A 21,194-nucleotide genomic window follows, 5' to 3' on the forward strand; every position below is an offset into this window, starting at 1 on the left:
TGTGTCAATTTTTCAACTTGCCTACGGCAGCTTCGCCAGTTCGGCAGCGTGGCGGATGGCAAGCAAGGCGTCCCGGTTGGTCACCGGATAGCCTGCGATGAAGCGTTCGACCGAAAAGCCTGGAAATTCGGCTCTCAAGCGGGCCGCGGCGCGCGCCGCCTCGCCGGTCTCGCCCATGGCCGCATGCGAAAGTGCCAGGAACATCAGCACGTCCGGCGACTCCGGCGAACTCCTGCGGAGCGCCGCGACAGCTTCGCGATGCCTGCCGGCGGCAAACAGGATGCGGCCTTGCATGCCGAAATACCAGGGCGGGGCCAATGGATTAAGGCGCATGGCACGCTCGATGAGCGGGATCGCCTCGGCCGGATCACCGGCGACAAGCGCTTTGCTGCCGGCCAGCAGCGCCAGTATGCCGGCGTGGTTGGAGCCGTATTCGAGAGCGCGCCGGTGCGCGCGCTCCGCTCCTTCGAGATCGCCAAGGCATGCCCTGACATTGCCAAGGCATGCGTGAGCGCAGCTGTCCGTCGGGTCGAGACGCAAGGCGTTTTCGGCCGTGATCCACCCGTTCTCGATCGACGTCAGCACGTCGTCGCCAAAGCCGTTACAGGCCTCGATCGAATAGGCGTAGGCGAGTTCGGCCCAGCAGTTTGCGAAGGTAGGATCAAGCTCCAGCGCGCGGGAAAACAAGCGGATCGCCTCGGCATTGCTGGCGCGGCTGAACATGGTGTGCTGTTCGAGGGCAAGCAGATAAAAATCGTAGGCCCGCAAGCTGGCCAGCGGCTTGCGGCGAACCGCATTGCGGCCGACCGTGGCCAGCGTTCCATAACTGCCGGCGAACACATTGATGATGCTTTCGGTCAGGCTGTCCTGCAGCGCGAAAATGTCCTCGGCCGGGCGATCGTAGCGCTCCCTCCACAGGTCGACGCCGCTACGGGCATCGGCAAGCTCTATCGTCAAGCGAATCCTCTGGTCGTCCGCACGCAACTGGCCCGATACGAAATAGGTGGCGCCGAGCGCCTTGCCGTCCGCCGCGAAATCGGCCGGCTTGCTGCCCAGCGATTTCATCGTGTGGAAGGCGATGACAGGCAGGCCCGCGTATCGCGCCAGGTTGATGGTGATGTCTGACGACAGGCCGTCGGCAAAGCGGTTCCAGCGCTCTTCGGAATTCAGGCATTCGATCGGAAATATGGCGAGCACCGGCGGAGCGTCCGACGGGGGTGACTGCCCGCCCGGCCGAGCGCCGGAAGCGCCGGCAAAATACGCCGCGAGTCCGATCTTGGTGCGCACGCCAAGTTTTTCGTAGATGGCCGCAAGGTGGGTGCGAACAGTGGTCGGGGCAATGAAAAGTGCATTGCCGATTTCGCGATAGGTCATGCCGGTTGCGAATTTTTCCGCGACCGCGCGCTCGCGACCCGACAAGGCATCGAGCGTCTGCGCTTTCGAAGCGTCATTGACCGTCATGGTGGAACCCGTCCCAGGACAGAATACTACAAATGCAGGAGGCCGAATACTGCATCTGCCCGATCCCGTCGCAGGCGCACAAATTGCAAGGTCGTTTGCCGCAAAAAGCGGCAATCCGGGGGAGGTTTCCATGCGTCCTGTTTCGATAATGCTGGCATGCACGATCTTGAGTTTTTCCGCCGCCCAGTCGCCGTCGTTCGCAAGAGGATGCAGGCAGGTGCTGGAATCGGATGTGAAAATCACGAGCATGCGCCTCTATGCCGACATCCTGGCCAATGCCGCCCGCAACGGCTGGGACTACACGCCTGAATCGATCGTCAGCGGCTCAAAGCGGCATTTCGAGGAGATGAAGCTCCAGTTGAATGACGCCGGCTATGAGATCATGCCCGTCGGCGTCCGCCTGTATTGCAAGCGGTGGGACAAGCTCGCCGCCCGCTAGCAACCAGCGATCCGCCCTTTCCGGCGCAAGCTTTGCCGAGACATCGATATGTCGAAGGTGCAGGCCAACTGTCTGCTTCTGCTTGCCGCTGCCTTTTGGGGCTTCGGCAATGTTGCGCAGAAGACTGTGCTGGATCATCTCGATCCGCTCAGCGCCGTGGGCATGCGCTGCCTGATCGCGGGGCTCATGGCCGCGCCGCTGACGGGGCTCGAATGGGGAACGAAATCCGGGCCAGGCTACTGGATCAGCCTCGCCAAAGTCAGCGCTCTGTTCTCGATATCCATCATCATCCAGCAGGTCTCCTATCTCGACACGTCGGTTACCAATGCGAGTTTCCTGGTGAGCACCGCAACGGTGATGACACCGCTTGCGGCCTGGTTCCTGATTGGCGAGCGCCCGACTGCTGTCGGCGGGCTTGCGGCTGCCATGACATTGGCCGGTGTCCTGTTGCTGTCAGGAGGCTTGATCACCAGCTTCAGCCAGGGCGATCTCGCTGCGACACTTTCGGCCGCGTGCTACGCGCTGTGGATGGTGGAGCTTGGCCGCCACGTGCAGACCCACGGCGCGCCGGTCGCGGCGGCTGCCGCGCAATTTCTCGGCGCCGCCGTGATCACGCTGCCGCTCGGCACCCTTCTGGGTAATCTGTCGCTGGCCGCCATCAGCGATGCCGCCCCGGAACTCGCCGTGCTCGGCATCTTCTCGACCGGGGCCGCCTTCGGCATGCAGACGATCGCTCAACGCTTCACGTCGGCCAGCCATGCCGCGGTGATCGTCAGCGCAGAGAGCGTGTTCGGAGCGGTTGGCGCCGCCATATTTCTGGGCGAGCGGCTGTCGCCGACCGGAGCAGCCGGTGCTGCGGTCATATTTGGATCAATCACCTTGCTGTCGCTGACAACGGGCAAAATCAGCAAGCCGGCGGTGGCAGACTGAGAGATTGTGGGACCAGCCGCTGCGGCTCCATTCGATTTCAGCACAATATCAGCATCCGTTCAGGACGCGGATGCCTTGTCGCGGCGATGCTCCCGGGAGACAAACCCGATGAGCGACCATGACAATCGCCCTGACAGAAGACCTCCTCGCCAGGATCGATCGCAAGATCGAAGACGCTGGCCCGGCGCCTGGACTGCGCAATCTGGAGGATCGCGACTATGTCGGCATTCGCAAGCAACTGCTTGCGGGACGCCCGCGTGACGTCTGGGTTTTCGCCTACGGCTCCCTGCTGTGGAACCCTTGCTTCGAATTCGTCGAGGAGCGACCGGCAACCGTGCATGGCTGGCATCGGCGATTTTCGCTGTGGCTGACCCGCTGGCGCGGCACGCGCGAGCGGCCCGGGCTGATGCTTGCGCTCGACCGCGGCGGCAGCTGCCGCGGTGTCGTCTATCGTCTCCCCGACCTTGATATCAACGCGGCAATCGACCGGCTGCTGCGCCGGGAGATGAGCGCCAACCCGCCGACCAACATTCCGCGCTGGGTTTCGGTTCGAGGCGCGGGTGCGAATTTGCGGGCCATCGCCTTCGTCGCCGACCGGAGTGGCCCCGCCTATGCAGCAGACCTGCCCGAGCAGACCACGGTGGAAATCCTGTCGCTCGCCGCCGGCCACATCGGAAGTTGCGCCGACTATCTGCGCCGCACCGTCGTTCAGCTTGAAGCCCGCAACATCCGCGACGCCACGCTATGGCGGCTGCAGGGCAAGGTCGCCGCCTACCTCGGATCATTGCAATCCGGCACGCCCTTGCCGGCACCAACCGTGGAGATCGAACATGCATGCGAAGGCTGAAGGATCATTCCCCCCGTCGGTTCTGGCACGGGAAGCCGTGCACCGGATCCTGTCGACGGGCAACGTTGAATTCTGTGGCGGCGAAACGGCTCAGATGCTGCACTATCTCGACCGGCTGATGCCGAGTGAGACAGCCATGATTCCTGCCGAAACGATTCCTGCAGAAACGATGCCGCGCCTATGGCAGCGCCTTTCCCGCTTCTTTCGGGCTTGACCTTTACCGGCTTATGCGGCTCCGATGATCCTTGCTCAATCAGGCGCAGCGGTGGTGCAGGAGCTTGGCACACCAGGTCGGCAGCTCGGTTCTCGATCTCGACCGCGGCACATTGCGGCGTGACGGCGAGATCGTGCCGGTGCGGCCAAAGACCTTCGACCTGCTCGCCTTCCTGGTGCGCAATCCCGGCCGTGTGCTGAGCAAGGACGAACTGTTCCATGCGGTCTGGCCCAACACCATCGTGACAGAGGATTCGCTCACGCAATGCATTCGCGATGTGCGCAAATGCATAGGCGACGAGACGCAGTCGCTGGTTCGCACCGTGCCCCGGCGCGGCTACATGTTCCAGGCTGCCGACGACCTGTCCGGTTCGCTGCCGCCGGCCAGAGCTTCGGTTCAGATTGAACGAGCGCCCGAGCCGATGGTCGCCATCCTGCCGTTTCGCGTTAACATTGACGATGCGATGGCAAAGCCGCTCTTCGACGGCGCGGTCGAGGAGATCATCAACGCGCTTTCCTACTTCAAGACCATCGCGGTGCTGGCGCGCCATTCGGCCTTCGCGCTTGCCGAACATTCCGACCAGGACATCTGGGCGACTGCTGAGCGTCTCGGCGCCGACTATGTTGCGGAAGGCAGCGTCGAGAGCGCTGAGGATGGTTACAGCACGCATGTCGTGCTGTCCGAGACATCGTCCGGCCGGCGCATCTGGGCGCAGGCATTTTCGTTCAGGACCAGCGATATCTTCGTCTTTCAAAGGATGGTGGCGCAACGGATCGCGACCGCGCTGGTCGCCAACATCGAGAGCGCGGCGATGCGGCGCATGTCCCCCGCGCCCGCCGCCAACATTGAGGCCTACGTCCATATCCTGCGCGGCATGGCACTGCTGCGCAGCTATGGCGAGGGTGTCAACCAGCAGGCCCGCGAACATTTGCTGAAGGCGCTCGAACGCGATCCGGATTCGGGGCTCGCTCACGCCTATCTCGCCTTGGCGGACACAATCATAGGCGGCTATGGCGGTGCGCCCCGCGCCTTGCTCGATCAGGCGCGGGACCGGGCGTTGCACGCCACTGCACTCAGCCCAGACGAGGCACGCTGCCATCGCATCCTGGCGTTGATCCTCCTCTACCTGGCCGAATTCGACGCCGCCGCACGCCATTTCGCGCGCGCGTTGGATCTGAACCCCTATGATGCCGACACGTTGGCCCAGACGGGCTTCTTCGAGGTCATACGCGGCCATGGCGAGGCCGGCCTGGTGCTGCTGGACCAGGCGATCCAACTCAATCCGATGCATCCCGCCTGGTATTATTACGACCGGGGTGAGGCCCTGCTTGTCGTTGGCCGCTACCCGGAAGCGGCCGCGTCTTTTTCCTGCCTTCCGCGAAAGAGTGCCTGGCAATGGTCGCGGCTGGCGGCTTGTCACGCGCTTGACGGCAATATCGACAAGGCAGCGGCCTGCACCAGGGAGGGCCGTCGCCTAAACCCCGGCCTGACCGTGCAGGAAATCATGGCGGATCTTCATATGATGCGCTCGGAAGATCAGGAGCGGATACGATCCGGTCTCGAGTTGGCCGGATGGGATGAAGCGCAATTGCCGACAACACCATGAGCAGCATCGGAGCGTTGGGCGCGTGACGCGGCCCTGTGTCGGATCCCCCCGTTCTTGCGCAAATCTCCGGCCTTGGCTAGCATCCGCCCGCCGGCGCCGAGCGGAGGAGAACGTCGCGGTGGACCGGCTGGAGCGCCGTTGCGTCCCCTTGGGCGCTCAAAGGACACTCCATTTCTGGATCGACGCAGGAATTTTCGGAAAACCGGAACCGGTTTTCGGGTTCATGCGCTCATGTGGGAGGAGACTAAATTGATCAACAGACGTGAATTCCTGCTGTCGTCCGTGGCGATGGGCACGATGGCGCTGGCCGCTCCGCAACTGGCTTTCGCCCAGGACAAGCTGACCATCCTTGGTTCCGTGCCGAGCCTCGGCTTTCCGTTCTTCGTGCACATGCTGAATCAGATCAAGGCGGAAGCTCAGGCGCAGGGCGTCAATCTTGTCGAAAGCGACGGCCAGAACTCGGCGCCCAAGCAGACCGCCGATATCGAGGCAGCGCTCGTGCAGAAGGTCAACGCCATCGTCATCTCGCCACTCGACGTCAACGCGCTGGCCCCAGCCATCGAGCAAGCGATCCAGGCCGGCGTCCCCGTCGTCACCATCGACCGCCGCGTCGACGGGGTCGAAGGCATCCTCGCCCATGTCGGCGCCGACAACGTCAAGGGCGGCGAGGCCGAAGCGCAGGCCATGGTGGCGGCTTTCCCGAACGGCGCCAAGATCTTCCATCTGCAGGGCCAGCCAGGTGCCGGGCCCGCGATCGACCGCAACAAGGGCGTGCACAACGTCCTCGACCCGATGAAGGACAAGTACCAGATCATCTTCGAGCAGACCGCCAATTTCGCGCGCGCCGAGGCGCTCTCCGTCACCGAGGCCGGCCTGGCCGCCAACGGCAAGCCCGACGCGATCATCTGCGCCAATGACGACATGGCGCTTGGCGCGGTCGAAGCCTGCGCGGCGCGCAACTTTACCGACGTCAAGATCTACGGCTTCGATGCGCTTCCCGAAGCGCTGGTCGCCGTGCGCGACGGCAACCTGGCCGGCACCGTCGAACAGTTCCCCGGCGAGCAGTCGCGCACCGCGGTGCAGATCGCCGTCGCCTATGCCAGGGACAAGACCGAGCCGAAGGAAAAGCTCGTGCTGCTGACGCCGATCGTCATCGAGAAGGACAATCTCGACAAGGCGGAAAGGCTGGGCGAGACGAAGTAGGGCAATTGGCGAGGCCGGCGGGACAGCACCCCCTCTGGCCTGCCGGCCATCGCCCCGTCAAGGGGGGAGATTGGCAGTTTCAACGCGTCGCCCCTTTCTCCAACGCCGAAGATTAGCGAAAGCGGCCATGACATCCGATCTCCCCCCTTGAGGGGGAGATGTCCGGCAGGACAGAGGGGGGTGTTCAAGCGCGGCGTGAACAACTGCATCGAGGGAAAAGCTTTTGCCAGCCGAAGCCACTGCGTCGCCGAATACCCCCCTCCTCGCCATAGAGGGCGTGACCAAGCGCTTTGCCGGCGTCACCGCGCTGAGCGATGTCTCGCTCGAGGTTCGGCCCGGCGAAATCCTCGGCCTGCTCGGCGAGAACGGCGCCGGCAAGTCGACGCTGCTCAATATCCTGTCCGGCGTGATGCCGCCGTCCAGCGGCCGCATCGTCTTTGACGGCGTCGAATTCAATCCGCACAATCCGCAGGATGCCAAGCGCCTCGGCATCGTCACCATCTACCAGGAATTGAGCCTGATCCCGACGCTGACCGTGGCGGAAAATATTTTTATCGGCCGCGCGCCGCTCGGGCGCTTCGGCCTGGTCAGCTGGCGGAAGATGGAGGTAGACTCGCGCGCGATCATCGCCCGCGTCGGCCTCGACCTCGACCCGGCGACGCCGGTGTCGGCGCTGTCGGTGGCTGAGCAGCAGCTGGTCGAGATCGCCCGCGCGCTGTCGCTGAAGAGCCGGCTCATCATCATGGACGAGCCGACCTCGGCGCTGACCGAAACCGAAGTGCAAAAACTGATGTCGATCATGGGCCGGCTGCGCAAGGACGGCGTCGCCATCATGTTCGTCACCCACCGGCTGGAAGAGGCCTCCGCTATCTGCGACCGCATGACGGTGCTGCGCGACGGCAGGCTGGCCGGCCATCTCGACCGCGATGGCGGGCCGATCAAGCTGCCGAAAATCATCGAAAAAATGGTCGGCCGAGCCGCGTCCGAGCTTTATGCCAGGCCGACGCTGCGCGATGTCGCCGGCGACGTCAGGCTTTCCGTGCGCGGCCTGCGCACGGTGCGCGATCCGCAGGCGCCGCACGCCATCGTGCTCGAAGGCATCGATCTCGACCTCAAGGCCGGCGAGATCCTCGGCGTCGCCGGCCTCGTCGGCTCCGGCCGCACCGAGCTTGCCCGCGCCATCTTCGGCGCCGACCGCATCGCCGCCGGCACCATCACCCTCGACGGCAAGACGATCGCGCCTGAAACACCCGCCGACGCCATCGCCCTCGGCATCGGCCTGGTGCCGGAAGACCGCAAGCATCAGGCGATCTTCGCCGCGCTCGGCATTCTCACCAACTTTTCCGTCGCTGCGCTCGGCCGCTACTCCAACGCTCTCGGCTTCATGGCCGAGCGCCGCGAGCGCCAGGCGCTGGCGAGCTACAGAAAAACGTTGTCGATCCGCATGGCCTCGCCCGAGCAGCCCATCGAAGGGCTGTCCGGCGGCAACCAGCAGAAGGTCATCCTCGCCCGCTGGCTGGCGCGCGACCCCAAGGTGCTGATCGTCGACGAGCCGACGCGCGGCGTCGATGTCGGCGCCAAGGCCGAGGTGCACCAGATCCTGGTGCAGCTCGCGGCGCGCGGCATCGCCATCATGATGATCTCGTCGGAATTGCCCGAAGTGCTTGCGGTGTCGGACAGGATCGTCACCATGCGGCGCGGCCGCATCACCGGCGAGATGCCAGGCATCGAGGCGACCGAGGAAAAACTGATGGAACTGATGGCGCTCGATCAAACGCAGGAAGCGACGCAATGACCAGCACGACCGAACAGAGCCAGCGCGGCGGCATCAATGTCGCGCGCCTGCTGATGAGCTTCGGACCGCTGATGTTCCTGGCGCTGCTGATCGTCGTCTTCACGGTGCTGAAGCCGAGCTTCATCGACCCGATCAACATCTTCAACATCATGCGGCAGATCTCGATCACCGGGCTGATCGCGCTCGGCATGACCTTCGTCATCCTCACCGCCGGCATCGACCTGTCGGTCGGCTCGCTGCTGGCTTTCTGCGGCATGGTCGCGGCGGTGGTGGCCAAGGGCGGCACCGCCAACACGCTGTCGCTGTCGACGTCCGGCGCACAAGGCTATGGCTGGTTCGCCGCCCTTCTGGCTGCCGTCGTCGTCGGCGCCCTGGCCGGCGGCGTCCAGGGCTTTGCCATCACCCGGCTGAAAGTGCCGCCTTTCGTCGTCACGCTCGGCGGCCTCACCGTCTTTCGCGGCCTGACGCTGACGATCTCCAATGGCGGCCCGATCTCCGGCTTCGACGCTTCTATGCGCTGGTTCGGCACCGGGCTGATCGGCCCGGTGCCGGTGCCGGCGATCATCTTCGCGGCGGCGGCGATCCTCTGCCACATCGTCCTGCGCTACACGCGCTACGGCCGCGCCGTCTACGCCGTCGGCGGCAATGCCGAGGCGGCGCGGCTGTCCGGCCTGCGCGTCGACCGCATCCTGATCTCGGTCTACATCATCGTCGGCTTCTTCGCCGGCCTTGCCGCCTTCGTGCTATCGGCCAGGCTCAATTCCTCGGAAGCCGTCGCCGGCATCGGCTACGAGCTGACCGTGATCTCGGCGGTGGTCATCGGCGGCACCTCGCTGTTCGGCGGCATTGGCTCGGTCGGCGGCACGGTGGTGGGTGCGGCACTGATCGGCGTGCTGCAGAACGGGCTGCAGTTCAACAACGTCTCGTCCTACACGCAAAGCATCGTCATCGGCCTGATCCTGATCCTCGCCGTGGCCTTCGACCGCTGGCTGAAATCGCGGGTAAGGCGGTAGTCCGAGGGGCAATACAGACCTAGGTCGGCGGGACAGTACCCCCATAGGCGCTAACTTAGGGCACGAGCGTCATCCTTGCTGCGGCGGATTGGCTTTTTCGTTGCCTCGGTGGATCGCAGACGTGGCGGATGATTTCGGCAAAGCGCGCCACGATTTTTCCCGGCCGCATCACGATCAGTATGGCGTTGAGGATTGCAGGACGCAGGAGACTATGCAGCCTCCAAAGGGACAGCGATTGCGCTGTGGGTGGTTTGATCGTCACAGGGGGGAGAGTCGAGAACGTCGGTGACGGCCTCGTCGATCATCAGCGCCAGGATCAGATGGGCTGTCAGCCAGCTTCGAGCGAGCCGCTCATCGCGTGCGGGAAGCTTATGGATACCCATTCCACTCTTGAGCCGCTTGAAGGCGAGTTCGACTTGCCAGCGCAGCCGATAGGTTTGCAGAACCTCGTCGGCCGCCAATTCATCGGCTGGGACCGACGTCAGCAACATGACGAAGCCTGCTACGGTGAGGGTCATCGGGTGCAGCCTCTTGCTGCCACGTCGCTGATGCCCTCGCCTTGCCGCTTTCTGTGCTTTTTGCGTGGCCTCCTCATCCTTGCGCTTGACGATGAGCCTCGCCGGCAAGAGCGGCTTGCCTCGGCCCTTGCCTGTGCGGCCTGAATGCTCCAGGAGCACGCTCATCTCGCAAACTTCACCGGGCTGCAAGGGCTCAAAGATGGCGTTCCAGTCGACCCGTTGCGCTTCGGGCGTGGTCAGCCGAACACTGTTCCAGCCCGTGCGCACGAGGAAGTCGCCGCCCGCCGCCACCACCTTTTCAAGGGACGGGGTACGAGCGTAGGCGCGATCGCCAACAACGATGTCGCCTTGGCGAAGCGGAACACGACAGAAGCCTTCACCGCCGCGAGCGTCGCTAATCTCCAGATGCGTGAACCGCGCAAGCGCAGGTTCGTAGGTGGCGTGCAGCCGCCAGTCCGTGCCGGCACTGCCGGGGTGCGAGATCGAACTGCCATCGACGACGCGCAGCCGACGCCCCGTCGCCGCGGTACTTTTGACACAAGCGTTTTCCAGCAAGGCGCCTGCGATGCAGCCAAGCCAATCGGCCGCTCCACGCAAGCGCTTCAAAAGAGCAACATCGGAAAGGCTCGCAACGTCGTTCAGCCCGGCCCAGGCGGCCGCCGAGCGCAGGCTCATCCCGCCGGGGCCATAGGCCAAGGCCAGACGCAGCAATGTCGCTGCATCCGCAACATTGCGACGACGTACCAGCGCTCCCGTCGCTCGCGCCGTCGCGTCAAGATCAATACATTGCGACAGTCTCGAGATCAGAGCCTGCCAGTCGCTTTCAATCGAATCATTCCTCTGCATCTGGCCTAGGAATCACATCCCGATTCCACCAGTCTACCCCCTAAGGTTAGCGCCTATGGGACAGTACCCCCTCTGTCCTACCGGACATCTGCCCCTCAAGGGGGAGATTGGATGTCGCTTCGGCTTTCGCCAATCTCAGAATAAGCGCTACCGGCGAAGCTGCCAATCTCCCCCCTTGAGGGGGAGATTGGGTGTTGCTGCGGCTTTCGCCATTCTCCAACTTGGGGAAAAGCCGCGTTCATGCCGGTGCGTTGAGACGCTGCGAACGCGTTGCCCAATCGATGACTGTCCCGCCGGCAACGGTAGAACTCGTCAGCGGCGCGAGAAGATCGTTGCGGCGGGCGAACGCCACGAGGGTCGCCCGCGCCGTCTCGGCGTCGATCTCTCCGTCCATCGCCGCCCGGCAGGCGTTGGCGGCGATGTCATGCGCGGCCGTCCGGCTCGCCCGCGGCCAGTCGGCAAGCAGCGCATAGGCCTCAGCCGCGCTTTCTATCCTGGTCGGCGTGCCGAGGCCGGTAAGGATGGTGACCGGCTTTTCAAAAGAAGAACGGTCCATGACACTCTCCTTTCCGGTTCAACTGTCTCCAACAGGCGCAGGCATGCGCGCCCGCGCGACCATCATTTACGCTCCTCCTGGCCGGCCCCGACGCGTTGGGCCGACAGGAACATCAGCGTATAGGCCGCCTTGCGGCGATCCCAGCCGGCCTGCTCGGCCATGCCCAGCAAGCCGTCGACCAGGGGCGCCAGCGCCGCCCTGCAATCGGTTTCATAGTTGAAATCGTTCTTCGGGCGGGTCGGCGCCGCGATCTTTCCAAAACTGTCCATCACATCCATCGCAACACCTGCTCCGCATTAATCCCGGACCGGCAAGACCGTGCCCGCTTTGGCGGACACGGTCCATCTGCCGTTCAGAAGCCTCGCTTTGGAGGCCTGACCTTAGTAGTCCATGCCGCCACCGCCGGGCATTGCCGGTGCGGCAGCTTCCTTCTTCGGCTTCTCGGCCACCATCGCCTCGGTGGTTACCAGCAGGCCGGCCACCGACGCGGCGTCCTGCAGAGCGGCGCGCACCACCTTGGCCGGGTCGATCACGCCCTGCGCGTAGAGATCGCCGAACTCATTGGTCTGGGCGTTCCAGCCATAGCCGAATTCGGTCTTCTCGCGCAGCTTGCCGACGATGATCGAGCCTTCCGCACCGGCATTCTCGGCGATCTGGCGCACCGGCTGCTCGATGGCCCGACGCACGATCTCGACGCCGGTCCTCTGGTCGGGGTTGTCGACGGCGACATTGTCGAGCGCCTTCGCCGCCCTGAGCAGCGCCACGCCGCCGCCGGGCAGTATGCCTTCCTCGACCGCAGCGCGGGTGGCGTGCATGGCGTCGTCGACGCGGTCCTTGCGCTCCTTGACCTCGACCTCGGTCGAGCCGCCGACGCGGATGACGGCGACGCCGCCAGCGAGCTTGGCCAGCCGTTCCTGCAGCTTCTCGCGGTCATAGTCGGAGGTGGTCTCCTCGATCTGCGCCTTGATCTGGCTGATGCGTGCCTGGATCTCGTCCTTGCGGCCGGCACCGTCGACGATCGTGGTGTTCTCCTTCTCGATCAACACCTTCTTGGCGCGGCCGAGCATCTCCAGCGTGACGTTTTCGAGCTTGATGCCGAGATCCTCGCTGATTGCCGTGCCGCCGGTCAGGATGGCAATGTCTTCCAGCATCGCCTTGCGGCGGTCACCAAAACCCGGCGCCTTAACGGCGGCAACCTTCAGTCCGCCGCGCAGCTTGTTGACGACCAGCGTCGCCAGCGCCTCGCCTTCGACATCCTCGGCGATGATCAGCAGCGGCTTGCTCGATTGCACAGCGGCTTCGAGCACCGGCAGCATGGCCTGCAGGTTGGACAGCTTCTTCTCGTGGATCAGCACATAGGGCTCTTCGAGCTCGACGCGCATCTTGTCCTGGTTGGTGATGAAATAGGGGCTGAGATAGCCGCGATCGAATTGCATGCCCTCGACCACTTCGAGCTCGGTCTCGGCGGTCTTGGCCTCCTCGACCGTGATGACGCCCTCATTGCCGACCTTCTGCATCGCTTCGGCGAGGAAGCGGCCGATCTCCACATCGCCATTGGCCGAGATGGCGCCGACCTGGGCGATCTCGTCGTTCCTTGTCACCTTGCGGGCATTGGCCTTGAGTTCGGCGACGATGGCGTCGACCGCCTTGTCGATGCCGCGCTTCAGGTCCATCGGGTTCATGCCGGCGGCAACCGCCTTGGCGCCTTCCTGGACGATCGACTGCGCCAGAACGGTAGCGGTCGTCGTGCCGTCGCCGGCGACGTCGCTGGTCTTCGAGGCGACCTCGCGCACCATCTGCGCACCCATGTTCTCGAACTTGTCCTCAAGTTCGATTTCCTTGGCGACGGTAACGCCGTCCTTGGTGATGCGCGGGGCGCCGAATGACTTGTCGAGGATGACATTGCGGCCCTTGGGACCGAGCGTCACCTTCACCGCGTCGGCGAGGATGTTGACACCGCGCAACATCTTCTCGCGGGCTTCGGTATGGAATTTCACATCCTTGGCAGCCATTGGATAACTCCTTCAAATAGGCAGCTTACGTTGACTGATGGCTTGTTCAGGCCCCGCTCAGGCGGCCTTCTTTTTTATCTGGTCGGTCATTTCAATCACGCCCAGCACATCGCTTTCCTTCATAATGAGCAGGTCCTCGCCATTGAGCTTGATCTCGGTGCCCGACCATTTGCCGAACAGGATGCGGTCGCCGACCTTGACGTCCAGCGGCTGCAGCTGTCCGCTATCGTCGCGCGCGCCGGGGCCGGCGGCGATGACCTCGCCTTCCTGCGGCTTCTCCTTGGCTGTGTCAGGAATGATGATGCCGCCCGCGGTCTTCTCGTCGACCTCGATGCGGCGGACCAGGATACGGTCATGCAATGGACGGAACGCCATGTCGTTCTCCTCATGGGACAAACAGATTTTCTTGGACCTCCCTTCGCAGCCGATCAGTGGGTCGGTGCGACGGTGCGCGACCCCTGCTCAGGCATCACGCGCCTATCGAATTAGTCTGCCTATCCAGCCTTTCAAGAGGACGCCGAAAAAATTTTAGCACTCGCCGTTGTCGAGTGCCAACGCACCGTAATAACGCACTGTAATAATGGCGCTATTCCAGGATTTGAAACGATGGATGCGGCTTGAAATCGGGGCGCAACCTTCCGACATCATCGTCGATCCCGGCACCGTCTGCCGGCGGCCGGAACCGATGAGGAAGTGGAAGCGTTTTCCCCCGCGGAGGATGGACGCCTGATCGTTCGGAAAGGAGACGGGCATGGTCGGTAATGAGTTCCAGGTCAGCAACGAGTTCCGGCTCCAGATGCAGGGTTTTGGCCTGACGACGGCAGAGATCCATTATCGTCTTCCCGACTATCGGGACCTGCTCCAGCTCTTCATCTGGCAGCAATACGACATCGCCCCGGATTTCCCGACGCTGAAGCATTTCCTCGAATTTTGGGAACGTGAGATCGAGGGCCCGCTGCATTCTGTGCGCGTCGCCCATCACCGTCTGATTCAGCCCTCCGAATGGCGGGCGGTGGACGGCGTCATTACGCTGCAGTGAAATAGAAAAAAGGCGGCGCTTTTCATGAATGGCGCCGCCTCTGCAGCACAGCGCGTCCGCCCCGGCTTCAGGTTCCCCGGCTTCAGGTTCATTGGCGTTCAGGTGGATTGGCGTTCAGGTGGATTTACGTCCCGTGACCAGCAGTCCGGCGGTGCGCGCCGCCTTGACGAAGGCGGTTCGCGCCTCGCGGGCGGTGCGCCAGCCGTCGAGCGCGTCGCGGCAGGCGCGATAGGCTGCGCGCCAGCTCCGGCCGCGCGCCCGGTCCGGCCATTGCTGCATGCATTCGATGGCTTCCCAGCTGCTGGCGACCTTGCGCTCTCCGACGGATTGGAGCTTGAGCGTGATCGGCTCGGAGAATGGGACGTCGTTCATCACTTCCTCCTTAACCAGGAAGGCGGCCCGATCGGCGCCCGACTGACGAGATGGTTCGTCTAGCTGCACGCTTCAAGACCTCCCCCGGCTTAGCCTTACTTGTTCCAGCCCTGCTTGCCGAAACCCGGCGCTATATGTCGTCGTCCGGCGGTTCGAGAAGTCCGATCAGCGTCGCCACCCTTGCCGACGGCAGCGGGCGGCCCTCGTTGACCAGCGCCTCATCGGCGCCGACCCAGGCAAAGGCCTCGCGCAACTCTTCGATCGTCGCGCCGGTCGAGGCGATGTCGGCGATCACGGCGTCGTCGACCGGGCCCAGCACCGAAATGATGTCGTCGCGTGTCATGGTCATGATGTCCTCCATGCGGCGTGCCGGCGCGACCCTCAAACGACAGTTGAAACCGGCATTGCCAGCACAATCGGGGCCAGTACAATCCGGCAACAAAAATTCTGGCAGCGGGACAGAATCTGGGTCTTGATTTCGGCCTGACAATAACCAAATGAAAATTGCCGGTTGCCGAATGGGACCGGCAGAACCCAGGGAGCGCCAAGCTCTTTGGCGTCCCTCGTACTATGTTGCTCCATGGAGGATGTAGCTATGAGAACCGCATTCGACTTTTCCCCGCTCTATCGGTCGAGCATCGGTTTCGACCGCATCTTCAACCTGCTGGAAAACGCGCAGCAGGCAGTCGAAACCTGGCCGCCCTATGACATCGAGCGAAGCGACGAGAACACCTATCGGGTGAGGATCGCCGTCGCCGGCTTTTCCGAGAACGATCTCGACATCAGCCACGAGCCGAACCTTCTCATCGTCTCTGGCGAGCGCAAGGAACACAACGAGGTGGAATATCTCCATCGCGGCCTTCCGGTGCGACCGTTCACACGGCGCTTCGAGCTTGCCGATCACATGACGGTCACCGGCGCCTCGCTTAACAACGGCCTGCTGACGATCGACCTCGTGCGCCAAGTGCCCGAAGAGATGAAGCCGCGTCGCATCACGATCGCCAAGCAAGACGCCGCGCCGAAGGCCGGACAGGTCGAGAAGCCGAAGCAGGCCGCCTGAGCGAAGGCGATCTCTGGCGTTCGCCTTTGACACAACCAGTCGAGAAAGGAGAACAGCAATGGCTATTCGTGATCTCATTCCCTGGGGCCGGGAGAACAGTCCGGTTCCCAGCTTCTATCGTGACGAGGACCGCGACCCGTTCATGGCGTTGCATCGCGAGATGAACCGCCTGATCGACGACGCCTTCCGCGGCTTCGAAACGCGCATGCCGATGCTCAGCGGATTTTCGTCGGCGCGCGGCAGCTGGCCGAGCGTCGAAATCGCCGACGGCGAGAAGGAGATCCGCGTGACCGCGGAAATTCCCGGCATGGACGAAAAGGACGTCGAGGTGATGCTCGATGACGGCGTGCTGACGCTGCGTGGCGAGAAGCGCTCCGAGACCGAAGACAAGGACAGGCAGTTCTCCGAGCGGTTCTACGGCCGCTTCGAGCGCCGCATCCCGCTCGGCTACGAGGTCGAGGAGGACAAGGTGAACGCCGCCTTCCATAACGGCGTGCTCACCGTGACGCTGCCCAAGACGGAGCGCGCACGGACGAAAGCCAAGCGCATCGCCATCAGTGGCAGTGCCGCCAGCCCCGGCAAGAGCAAGCACTGACGATATCGGCAGCCGGACGCGCCAGCCGCGCCCGGCTGCAGATCGGGCTACATCCCGATCGGCCCGCGCGCTCCGCCCAAAGGCACGGGCTTCATTTGTTCGGCCGATGCGCCTGACGGTGCGAAGGCCGCATAGTGAGTATCTACGGAGCATTGAGTAGCAGCGTCGCTACCGTGGCGTTCCTGGCGCACAGGCTACGGAGCCCGTCATCCTTGGGGTGGCGGGCTTTCGTATCAATTGTCGGCTTTATCGGCCTGTGAAAAGTCCTCGCCATCCGCTCGTGTCACGATCGCGGGCGGAGGCAGCCACCCGTCTCAGATCGCCTCGCGCTGCCGTTCCGGCGTGGCGACCAGCAAGGCCGCGGCGGCGTTGGCGGCAGCAAGTGCGGCCTCGACCGGATGCCCGCGGGCAAGGCCTGCCGCGAACGCGCCGACGAACTCGTCGCCGGCGCCATGGGTGCTGACCACCTTCACCGGAAGGGCGGCCCGCGCGAACGCCTGGCCGTCGCGGCCGCAATAGGCAACGCCCTCCCCGCCGGCCGTGACGATCGCCGCCGGGTAGAAATCGATCAGCATGCGTGCCGCCTCGGCAGCACCCTCGAGCGTATCGACGACCGCAACGCCGGCCAAAAATTCCGCCTCGATGGCGTTGACGATGACGATATCGGTGAGTGCGATCAATTCGCCGGACAGTTTTCGCGCGGGGGCGGCGTTGAGCACGACGCGGCCGCCATGCGCCTTCACCGCCCGCGCTGCGGCAATGTTGGCGGCTTCCGGCACCTCGTTCTGCAGCAGCAGCACCGCCGTTTGCGCAACTATCTCGGTCGCGGCCACGATGTCCTTCTCGCCCAAGGTGAGATTGCTGCCCGAGACGATCACCGCGCCATAATCGCCGCCGGCGTCGAAGATCACCACGCTCATGCCCGAGCCGGCGCCAGGTGCGACCCGCACGAAGCGGCTGTCGACGCCGCGGCGCGCGAGATTGCTGACAAGCGCGCGGCCGAAATCGTCATCGCCGACGGCGCCGATCATTGCCGAGCGCACGCCGGCCCGCGCCGCCGAGACCGCCTGGTTGCCGCCCTTGCCGCCGCATTTCGGCTGCCAGGCATGGCCGGTTACGGTTTCGCCCTTGCGCGGGCGGTCAGGCGCTTCGACCATGATGTCGTAATGCAGGCTGCCGAACACGGTGACCAGCGGAGCCGTCATGTGCCCCAATCTTTCATGAGCCGCCCCAATCTTTCATGAACCGCCCTTGTCCCGGCGTTTCGAGGTCACCGCCGACATCGTGCGGCCGAGATTGCGCTCCGCCGCCTGGTAGTCGCGCTGTGCCACCGCGACGAACAGCGCGTCGAGAATGTTGAGCTGGGCGATGCGCGCCGCCGCGTTCTCGCCCATCAATGGCGAGCCCTGCGCGGTCGAGCACAGCACGATGTCGGCGACGGCGGCCAGCGGCGAGTTGTCGTAATTGGTGATCGCCAGCGTCCGCGCACCGCTCTTGCGGGCGAGATGGATGGCATCGATCACGGCGCTGGTGTTGCCGGAATGCGAGAAGCCGACGGCGATGTCGTCAGCGCCGAGCAGCGAGGCCGACATCAGCATCATGTGCGAATCGTCGTAGACGGATGCGCGGATGCCGATGCGCAGGAATTTGTGCGAGACGTCGCGCGCGATCTGCGCCGAACCGCCGACGCCATAGAAATCGCGGTTCCTGGCGCGGTACAAAAGATCGGCGGCGCGGTCGAAATCGTCCATGTCGAGGATCGCCAGCGTCTCCTCCAGCGCCTGGATCGAGGTGCGGAACACTTTTTGGACGATCTCGGCCGAACTGTCGTCGACCGACAGTTCCTGGTGCATTTCGGCGGTCGGCAGGCGGCTGTATTCGTAAACCGCGGTGCGGAAGTCGCGATAGCCGGAAAAGCCCAGTTTCTTGGCGATCTTCACCACCATCGCCTCCGACACGCCGGCTTCTTCGGCGATCTGCTTGAGCGGAATGGTCTCGTCGAAGCCGCGCCGTCCGAACACGGTTTCCACCACCTTCGCCTCGAGCGGCGTCAAATGCGGCATCATCATGCGGATCCGCGGTCCTACTGCTTTCAGATCCAGGCTGGTCAAGGTCATCCACGTCCCCTCGTCACGCGATCGATGAGCATCGCGGCGAGGATTATAAGGCCAGTTGCCAAGAGCTGATAGAAGGACTGGACATTCATCAGCGTCAGGCCGTTGCGCATGGTGCCGAGGATGACGGCGCCCAGGATGGTGCCGACGACGCTGCCCTTGCCGCCCATCAGCGAGGCGCCGCCGATGGCCGCCGCGGCAATGGCATCGAGCTCCCAGAGATTGCCGAGAATGGGTTCGGCGGCACCCAGCCGTCCGATCAGGATCTGCGCGGCAAGGGCCGCCAGCAGGCCCGAGATCATGTAGGCGGCGATCTTGGTGCGAGCGATCGGCACGCCGGCTATGTAGGCTGCCTCCTCATTGCCGCCGACGGCGAGCAGAGATTCGCCGAAAGGCGTCTTCTTGAGGATGATCCAGGCGATCAGCGCGACCACGGCCACGATGATGACCGCCAATGGCAGCCCGAACAGCGAGCCGTTGAAAATGGCGCGGAAGCCGGCAGGCAGGCCGAGCACCGGATTGCCGCCGGTATAGATCAGCGCCAGCGCCCGGTAGGTGCTGAGCGTTCCCAGTGTGACGATGAAAGGCTGCAGCCCGACATAGGCGACCAGCACGCCATTGAGCAGGCCGCAGACGAGGCCGATAGCGAAGCCGGCGGCGATGGCCAGCGGAAACGGCACGCCGGCAATCAGCATCGAGGCCGAGATGACGGCCGAAAGGGCTGCCGTCGGCCCGACCGACAGATCGATGCCGCCCGAGATGATCACCAGCGTCATGCCCAACGCCAGGCAGGCGTTGATGCTCGACTGCTGCAGGATGTTGATCAAGTTGCGCTCGGCAAAGAAGCCCGGGACCAGCGCGCCGAAGACGGCGAGGATCACCACCAGGCCGATCAGCGTGCCGGCATCGCGCAGCGAAAACCGGTGCAGGAATTCAGCCCGTGGGCGCGCTGCTGTGTGTTCGGTTACATCAGTCATACGCTGGTCCTGTCCGTTATGCCTTGCCGGCCCGATGGCCTTGCGCCTTGCCGGCCTTGCGTCTCCGATTGGGGTATGGCGTGCGCCGCGATCGCCTGTTCGCTGAGATCGGCCCGGTCGAGTTCGGCGGCGACCGTGCCGTCGCGCATGACCAGCACGCGGTCGGCGAGCCGGATCACCTCGGGAAGCTCGGACGACACGACGACGACCGAATGCCCTTCGGCGGCGAGTTCCTCGATCAAATGGTAGATCTCCGCCTTGGCGCCGACGTCGATGCCGCGCGTCGGCTCATCGAACAAAAGGATGCGCGTTCCCGCCGCCAACCAGCGGCCGATGATCGCCTTCTGCTGGTTGCCGCCGCTGAACAGCCGGATCGGCCGGTCGAGCAGGAACGGGCGCAAATTGACCCGATTCATCTTCTCGGCCGCGACCCGTTTCAGCCTGGCGTGATCGATGACGCCGCACGGTGCGAACACGCCCATCGAGGCCAACGCCATATTGCTGGAGATCGACCGCAGCGGCACGATGCCTTCGCGCTTGCGCTCCTCCGGCACCAGGCCGATGCCGGCGGCGATGGCTTCGCGCGGACCGGAAAGTTTTATCGCCTTGCCGTCGATCTCGACCCTGCCCGACGAGGCGCGGTCGGCGCCGGCCACCAGCCGCAGCAGTTCGGTACGGCCCGAGCCGACCAGGCCGGCAATGCCCAGCACCTCGCCGCGGTGCAGGTCGAACGAGACGTTACGGACTTTTGTCGCCGAGGCGAGGCCACGCACGCTCAGCCTGACCTCGCTCGAGGTGTGGGAGCGGTGCTGTTCCTGGGCGAGCTCGCGGCCGACCATCATCGAAACGACGGCTTTTTCCGACATTTGCGCCAGATCGACGGATCCGACCACGACGCCGTCGCGCATGATTGTGGCGCGCTGGCAGATGCCGAACACCTCGTCCAGCTTGTGCGAGACATAGACGACCGCGACACCGTCGCGCGCCAGCCCGGCAATGACTTCGGCCAGCCGCTCGAACTCGCTCGGCGTCAGGCTCGATGTCGGCTCGTCCATCGCCACGACGCGCGCCCGATCGAGCAGCGCCCGGGCGATCTCGACGATCTGCCGCTGCGCAACCTTCAGGCTGCCGAGCGGGACTGCCGGATCGATGGTCGGATCGAGGGCGGCAAGGGCTTCCGCGGCGCGGCGTTCCTGCTCGCGGCGGGCGACGAAGATGCCGCCGCGCGTCAGCGGATGGCCGAGGAACATGTTCTGGGCGACGCTGAGATGCGGCACCTGCTGCAATTCCTGATGGATCATGGCGACGCCCGCGGCGCGCGCCGCGACCGGATTGTTCAGCGCCACCGGTCTGCCGTCGATCAGCACGCTTCCGGCGGTCGGCCTGTAGACCCCCGACAGGATGCGCAGCAGCGTCGATTTGCCGGCGCCGTTCTCACCGAGCAGGCCATGGATTTCGCCGGCGCCGACGGAAAAGGACACATCGCTCAGCGCTCGCACCGCCGGAAACACCTTGGAAACGCCCTCGAATTGCAGCCGCGGGACAGACATTGGTTCTATTCTCCAGGCAAAGGGCGCCAGCCCGGCCGGCACCCGCA

Annotated in this window: 24 protein-coding genes; 11 read left to right on the forward strand and 13 right to left on the reverse strand. The window is 64.2% G+C overall.

Annotation, left to right across the window (positions count from 1 at the left end):
• Nucleotides 1-21: 21 nt before the first annotated feature.
• The gene (locus AC0L28_RS24650; RefSeq protein ID WP_473480814.1) at nucleotides 22-1,461 is read right to left on the reverse strand and encodes a LuxR C-terminal-related transcriptional regulator; all 1,440 of its coding nucleotides are present in this window, start codon (nucleotides 1,459-1,461) and stop codon (nucleotides 22-24) included.
• On the opposite strand from AC0L28_RS24650, the gene AC0L28_RS24655 reads away from it, so the two are divergent.
• The 8 genes from AC0L28_RS24655 (at nucleotide 1,451) to AC0L28_RS24690 (ending at nucleotide 9,508) form a co-directional block, all read left to right on the forward strand.
• Nucleotides 1,451-1,900: a hypothetical protein gene (locus tag AC0L28_RS24655; RefSeq protein WP_156942584.1), complete on the forward strand. Its 450-nt coding sequence runs from the start codon at nucleotides 1,451-1,453 to the stop codon at nucleotides 1,898-1,900. The two genes, AC0L28_RS24650 and AC0L28_RS24655, sit on opposite strands and share 11 nt — an antisense overlap.
• 48 nt (nucleotides 1,901-1,948) lie before the next feature.
• Nucleotides 1,949-2,830: a DMT family transporter gene (locus AC0L28_RS24660; RefSeq protein WP_419693901.1), complete on the forward strand. Its 882-nt coding sequence runs from the start codon at nucleotides 1,949-1,951 to the stop codon at nucleotides 2,828-2,830.
• A gap of 118 nt (nucleotides 2,831-2,948) precedes the next feature.
• The gene (locus AC0L28_RS24665; protein ID WP_473480817.1) at nucleotides 2,949-3,677 is read left to right on the forward strand and encodes a gamma-glutamylcyclotransferase; all 729 of its coding nucleotides are present in this window, start codon (nucleotides 2,949-2,951) and stop codon (nucleotides 3,675-3,677) included.
• Complete coding sequence (locus tag AC0L28_RS24670; protein WP_473480820.1) at nucleotides 3,661-3,891, forward strand: hypothetical protein; 231 nt, start codon at nucleotides 3,661-3,663, stop codon at nucleotides 3,889-3,891. Before AC0L28_RS24665 ends, AC0L28_RS24670 begins: the two co-directional genes overlap by 17 nt.
• Nucleotides 3,892-3,955: 64 nt before the next feature.
• Nucleotides 3,956-5,497 carry a winged helix-turn-helix domain-containing protein gene (locus AC0L28_RS24675; RefSeq protein ID WP_473480823.1) on the forward strand — a complete coding sequence of 514 codons (1,542 nt, stop codon included), beginning with the start codon at nucleotides 3,956-3,958 and terminating at the stop codon, nucleotides 5,495-5,497.
• 252 nt (nucleotides 5,498-5,749) lie between these two features.
• Nucleotides 5,750-6,700, forward strand: coding sequence for a substrate-binding domain-containing protein (locus AC0L28_RS24680; RefSeq protein WP_473480929.1), 951 nt, complete (start codon nucleotides 5,750-5,752; stop codon nucleotides 6,698-6,700).
• 223 nt (nucleotides 6,701-6,923) lie between these two features.
• Nucleotides 6,924-8,495 carry a sugar ABC transporter ATP-binding protein gene (locus AC0L28_RS24685; protein WP_473480826.1) on the forward strand — a complete coding sequence of 524 codons (1,572 nt, stop codon included), beginning with the start codon at nucleotides 6,924-6,926 and terminating at the stop codon, nucleotides 8,493-8,495.
• On the forward strand, nucleotides 8,492-9,508 hold the full coding sequence (locus AC0L28_RS24690) for an ABC transporter permease (protein WP_023799033.1): 1,017 nt from the start codon (nucleotides 8,492-8,494) through the stop codon (nucleotides 9,506-9,508). Before AC0L28_RS24685 ends, AC0L28_RS24690 begins: the two co-directional genes overlap by 4 nt.
• Before the next feature lie 209 nt (nucleotides 9,509-9,717).
• Here the strand turns inward: AC0L28_RS24690 and AC0L28_RS24695 are convergent, their stop codons facing one another.
• From AC0L28_RS24695 to AC0L28_RS24720, 6 genes are all read right to left on the reverse strand, one after another.
• Nucleotides 9,718-10,737, reverse strand: a complete 1,020-nt coding sequence (locus tag AC0L28_RS24695) for a transposase (protein ID WP_473480829.1) — start codon at nucleotides 10,735-10,737, stop codon at nucleotides 9,718-9,720.
• A 373-nt stretch (nucleotides 10,738-11,110) separates the two neighbouring features.
• Nucleotides 11,111-11,428 carry a DUF982 domain-containing protein gene (locus tag AC0L28_RS24700; RefSeq protein ID WP_473480831.1) on the reverse strand — a complete coding sequence of 106 codons (318 nt, stop codon included), beginning with the start codon at nucleotides 11,426-11,428 and terminating at the stop codon, nucleotides 11,111-11,113.
• Nucleotides 11,429-11,490: 62 nt separating this feature from the next.
• Nucleotides 11,491-11,697: a hypothetical protein gene (locus AC0L28_RS24705; protein ID WP_473480833.1), complete on the reverse strand. Its 207-nt coding sequence runs from the start codon at nucleotides 11,695-11,697 to the stop codon at nucleotides 11,491-11,493.
• Nucleotides 11,698-11,808: 111 nt separating this feature from the next.
• The gene (gene groL / locus AC0L28_RS24710) at nucleotides 11,809-13,440 is read right to left on the reverse strand and encodes a chaperonin GroEL (RefSeq protein ID WP_473480835.1); all 1,632 of its coding nucleotides are present in this window, start codon (nucleotides 13,438-13,440) and stop codon (nucleotides 11,809-11,811) included.
• Between the two features lie 57 nt (nucleotides 13,441-13,497).
• Nucleotides 13,498-13,815, reverse strand: coding sequence for a co-chaperone GroES (locus AC0L28_RS24715; protein WP_023799038.1), 318 nt, complete (start codon nucleotides 13,813-13,815; stop codon nucleotides 13,498-13,500).
• A 153-nt stretch (nucleotides 13,816-13,968) separates the two neighbouring features.
• Complete coding sequence (locus AC0L28_RS24720; protein WP_128173002.1) at nucleotides 13,969-14,193, reverse strand: hypothetical protein; 225 nt, start codon at nucleotides 14,191-14,193, stop codon at nucleotides 13,969-13,971.
• Here AC0L28_RS24720 and AC0L28_RS24725 point away from each other — a divergent pair.
• Nucleotides 14,192-14,479 (forward strand): usg protein, encoded by a 288-nt coding sequence (locus AC0L28_RS24725; protein ID WP_091598882.1) that lies wholly within the window; start codon nucleotides 14,192-14,194, stop codon nucleotides 14,477-14,479. The two genes, AC0L28_RS24720 and AC0L28_RS24725, sit on opposite strands and share 2 nt — an antisense overlap.
• 114 nt (nucleotides 14,480-14,593) lie before the next feature.
• Here AC0L28_RS24725 and AC0L28_RS24730 read toward each other — a convergent pair whose 3' ends face one another.
• Both AC0L28_RS24730 and AC0L28_RS24735 read right to left on the reverse strand, forming a co-directional pair.
• The gene (locus tag AC0L28_RS24730; protein ID WP_128247007.1) at nucleotides 14,594-14,851 is read right to left on the reverse strand and encodes a DUF982 domain-containing protein; all 258 of its coding nucleotides are present in this window, start codon (nucleotides 14,849-14,851) and stop codon (nucleotides 14,594-14,596) included.
• A 130-nt stretch (nucleotides 14,852-14,981) separates the two neighbouring features.
• Complete coding sequence (locus AC0L28_RS24735; RefSeq protein WP_023799042.1) at nucleotides 14,982-15,200, reverse strand: hypothetical protein; 219 nt, start codon at nucleotides 15,198-15,200, stop codon at nucleotides 14,982-14,984.
• 246 nt (nucleotides 15,201-15,446) lie between these two features.
• Here AC0L28_RS24735 and AC0L28_RS24740 point away from each other — a divergent pair, with 246 nt between their 5' ends.
• Together AC0L28_RS24740 and AC0L28_RS24745 are read left to right on the forward strand one after the other, a co-directional pair.
• Nucleotides 15,447-15,911: an Hsp20 family protein gene (locus AC0L28_RS24740; protein WP_473480838.1), complete on the forward strand. Its 465-nt coding sequence runs from the start codon at nucleotides 15,447-15,449 to the stop codon at nucleotides 15,909-15,911.
• 58 nt (nucleotides 15,912-15,969) lie between these two features.
• Nucleotides 15,970-16,506, forward strand: coding sequence for an Hsp20/alpha crystallin family protein (locus tag AC0L28_RS24745; protein ID WP_023799044.1), 537 nt, complete (start codon nucleotides 15,970-15,972; stop codon nucleotides 16,504-16,506).
• Between the two features lie 314 nt (nucleotides 16,507-16,820).
• Here the strand turns inward: AC0L28_RS24745 and AC0L28_RS24750 are convergent, their stop codons facing one another.
• From AC0L28_RS24750 to AC0L28_RS24765, 4 genes are read right to left on the reverse strand one after another with little or no spacing between them, the layout of a single operon-like run.
• A complete protein-coding gene (locus AC0L28_RS24750) occupies nucleotides 16,821-17,711 on the reverse strand; it encodes a ribokinase (protein WP_473480840.1) in 891 nt (296 codons plus the stop codon).
• A 33-nt stretch (nucleotides 17,712-17,744) separates the two neighbouring features.
• Nucleotides 17,745-18,623: a MurR/RpiR family transcriptional regulator gene (locus tag AC0L28_RS24755; RefSeq protein WP_091598869.1), complete on the reverse strand. Its 879-nt coding sequence runs from the start codon at nucleotides 18,621-18,623 to the stop codon at nucleotides 17,745-17,747.
• The gene (locus tag AC0L28_RS24760; RefSeq protein WP_473480842.1) at nucleotides 18,620-19,597 is read right to left on the reverse strand and encodes an ABC transporter permease; all 978 of its coding nucleotides are present in this window, start codon (nucleotides 19,595-19,597) and stop codon (nucleotides 18,620-18,622) included. Before AC0L28_RS24760 ends, AC0L28_RS24755 begins: the two co-directional genes overlap by 4 nt.
• Nucleotides 19,594-21,147 carry a sugar ABC transporter ATP-binding protein gene (locus AC0L28_RS24765; protein WP_473480844.1) on the reverse strand — a complete coding sequence of 518 codons (1,554 nt, stop codon included), beginning with the start codon at nucleotides 21,145-21,147 and terminating at the stop codon, nucleotides 19,594-19,596. Before AC0L28_RS24765 ends, AC0L28_RS24760 begins: the two co-directional genes overlap by 4 nt.
• Nucleotides 21,148-21,194 lie beyond the last annotated feature (47 nt).

It is taken from the genome of Mesorhizobium sp. WSM4847 (assembly GCF_055811335.1).

Bases quoted from the DNA above. Each gene is read 5' to 3' on its own strand.
- AC0L28_RS24650 (WP_473480814.1), bottom strand. From the start codon at position 1,461: ATGACGGTCAATGACGCTTCGAAAGCGCAGACGCTCGATGCCTTGTCG.
- AC0L28_RS24660 (WP_419693901.1), top strand. From the start codon at position 1,949: ATGTCGAAGGTGCAGGCCAACTGTCTGCTTCTGCTTGCCGCTGCCTTT.
- AC0L28_RS24665 (WP_473480817.1), top strand. From the start codon at position 2,949: ATGACAATCGCCCTGACAGAAGACCTCCTCGCCAGGATCGATCGCAAG.
- AC0L28_RS24670 (WP_473480820.1), top strand. From the start codon at position 3,661: ATGCATGCGAAGGCTGAAGGATCATTCCCCCCGTCGGTTCTGGCACGG.
- AC0L28_RS24690 (WP_023799033.1), top strand. From the start codon at position 8,492: ATGACCAGCACGACCGAACAGAGCCAGCGCGGCGGCATCAATGTCGCG.
- AC0L28_RS24700 (WP_473480831.1), bottom strand. From the start codon at position 11,428: ATGGACCGTTCTTCTTTTGAAAAGCCGGTCACCATCCTTACCGGCCTC.
- AC0L28_RS24705 (WP_473480833.1), bottom strand. From the start codon at position 11,697: ATGGACAGTTTTGGAAAGATCGCGGCGCCGACCCGCCCGAAGAACGAT.
- groL (WP_473480835.1), bottom strand. From the start codon at position 13,440: ATGGCTGCCAAGGATGTGAAATTCCATACCGAAGCCCGCGAGAAGATG.
- AC0L28_RS24715 (WP_023799038.1), bottom strand. From the start codon at position 13,815: ATGGCGTTCCGTCCATTGCATGACCGTATCCTGGTCCGCCGCATCGAG.
- AC0L28_RS24725 (WP_091598882.1), top strand. From the start codon at position 14,192: ATGGTCGGTAATGAGTTCCAGGTCAGCAACGAGTTCCGGCTCCAGATG.
- AC0L28_RS24720 (WP_128173002.1), bottom strand. From the start codon at position 14,193: ATGCCCGTCTCCTTTCCGAACGATCAGGCGTCCATCCTCCGCGGGGGA.
- AC0L28_RS24730 (WP_128247007.1), bottom strand. From the start codon at position 14,851: ATGAACGACGTCCCATTCTCCGAGCCGATCACGCTCAAGCTCCAATCC.
- AC0L28_RS24735 (WP_023799042.1), bottom strand. From the start codon at position 15,200: ATGACCATGACACGCGACGACATCATTTCGGTGCTGGGCCCGGTCGAC.
- AC0L28_RS24740 (WP_473480838.1), top strand. From the start codon at position 15,447: ATGAGAACCGCATTCGACTTTTCCCCGCTCTATCGGTCGAGCATCGGT.
- AC0L28_RS24745 (WP_023799044.1), top strand. From the start codon at position 15,970: ATGGCTATTCGTGATCTCATTCCCTGGGGCCGGGAGAACAGTCCGGTT.
- AC0L28_RS24750 (WP_473480840.1), bottom strand. From the start codon at position 17,711: ATGACGGCTCCGCTGGTCACCGTGTTCGGCAGCCTGCATTACGACATC.
- AC0L28_RS24755 (WP_091598869.1), bottom strand. From the start codon at position 18,623: ATGACCTTGACCAGCCTGGATCTGAAAGCAGTAGGACCGCGGATCCGC.
- AC0L28_RS24760 (WP_473480842.1), bottom strand. From the start codon at position 19,597: ATGACTGATGTAACCGAACACACAGCAGCGCGCCCACGGGCTGAATTC.
- AC0L28_RS24765 (WP_473480844.1), bottom strand. From the start codon at position 21,147: ATGTCTGTCCCGCGGCTGCAATTCGAGGGCGTTTCCAAGGTGTTTCCG.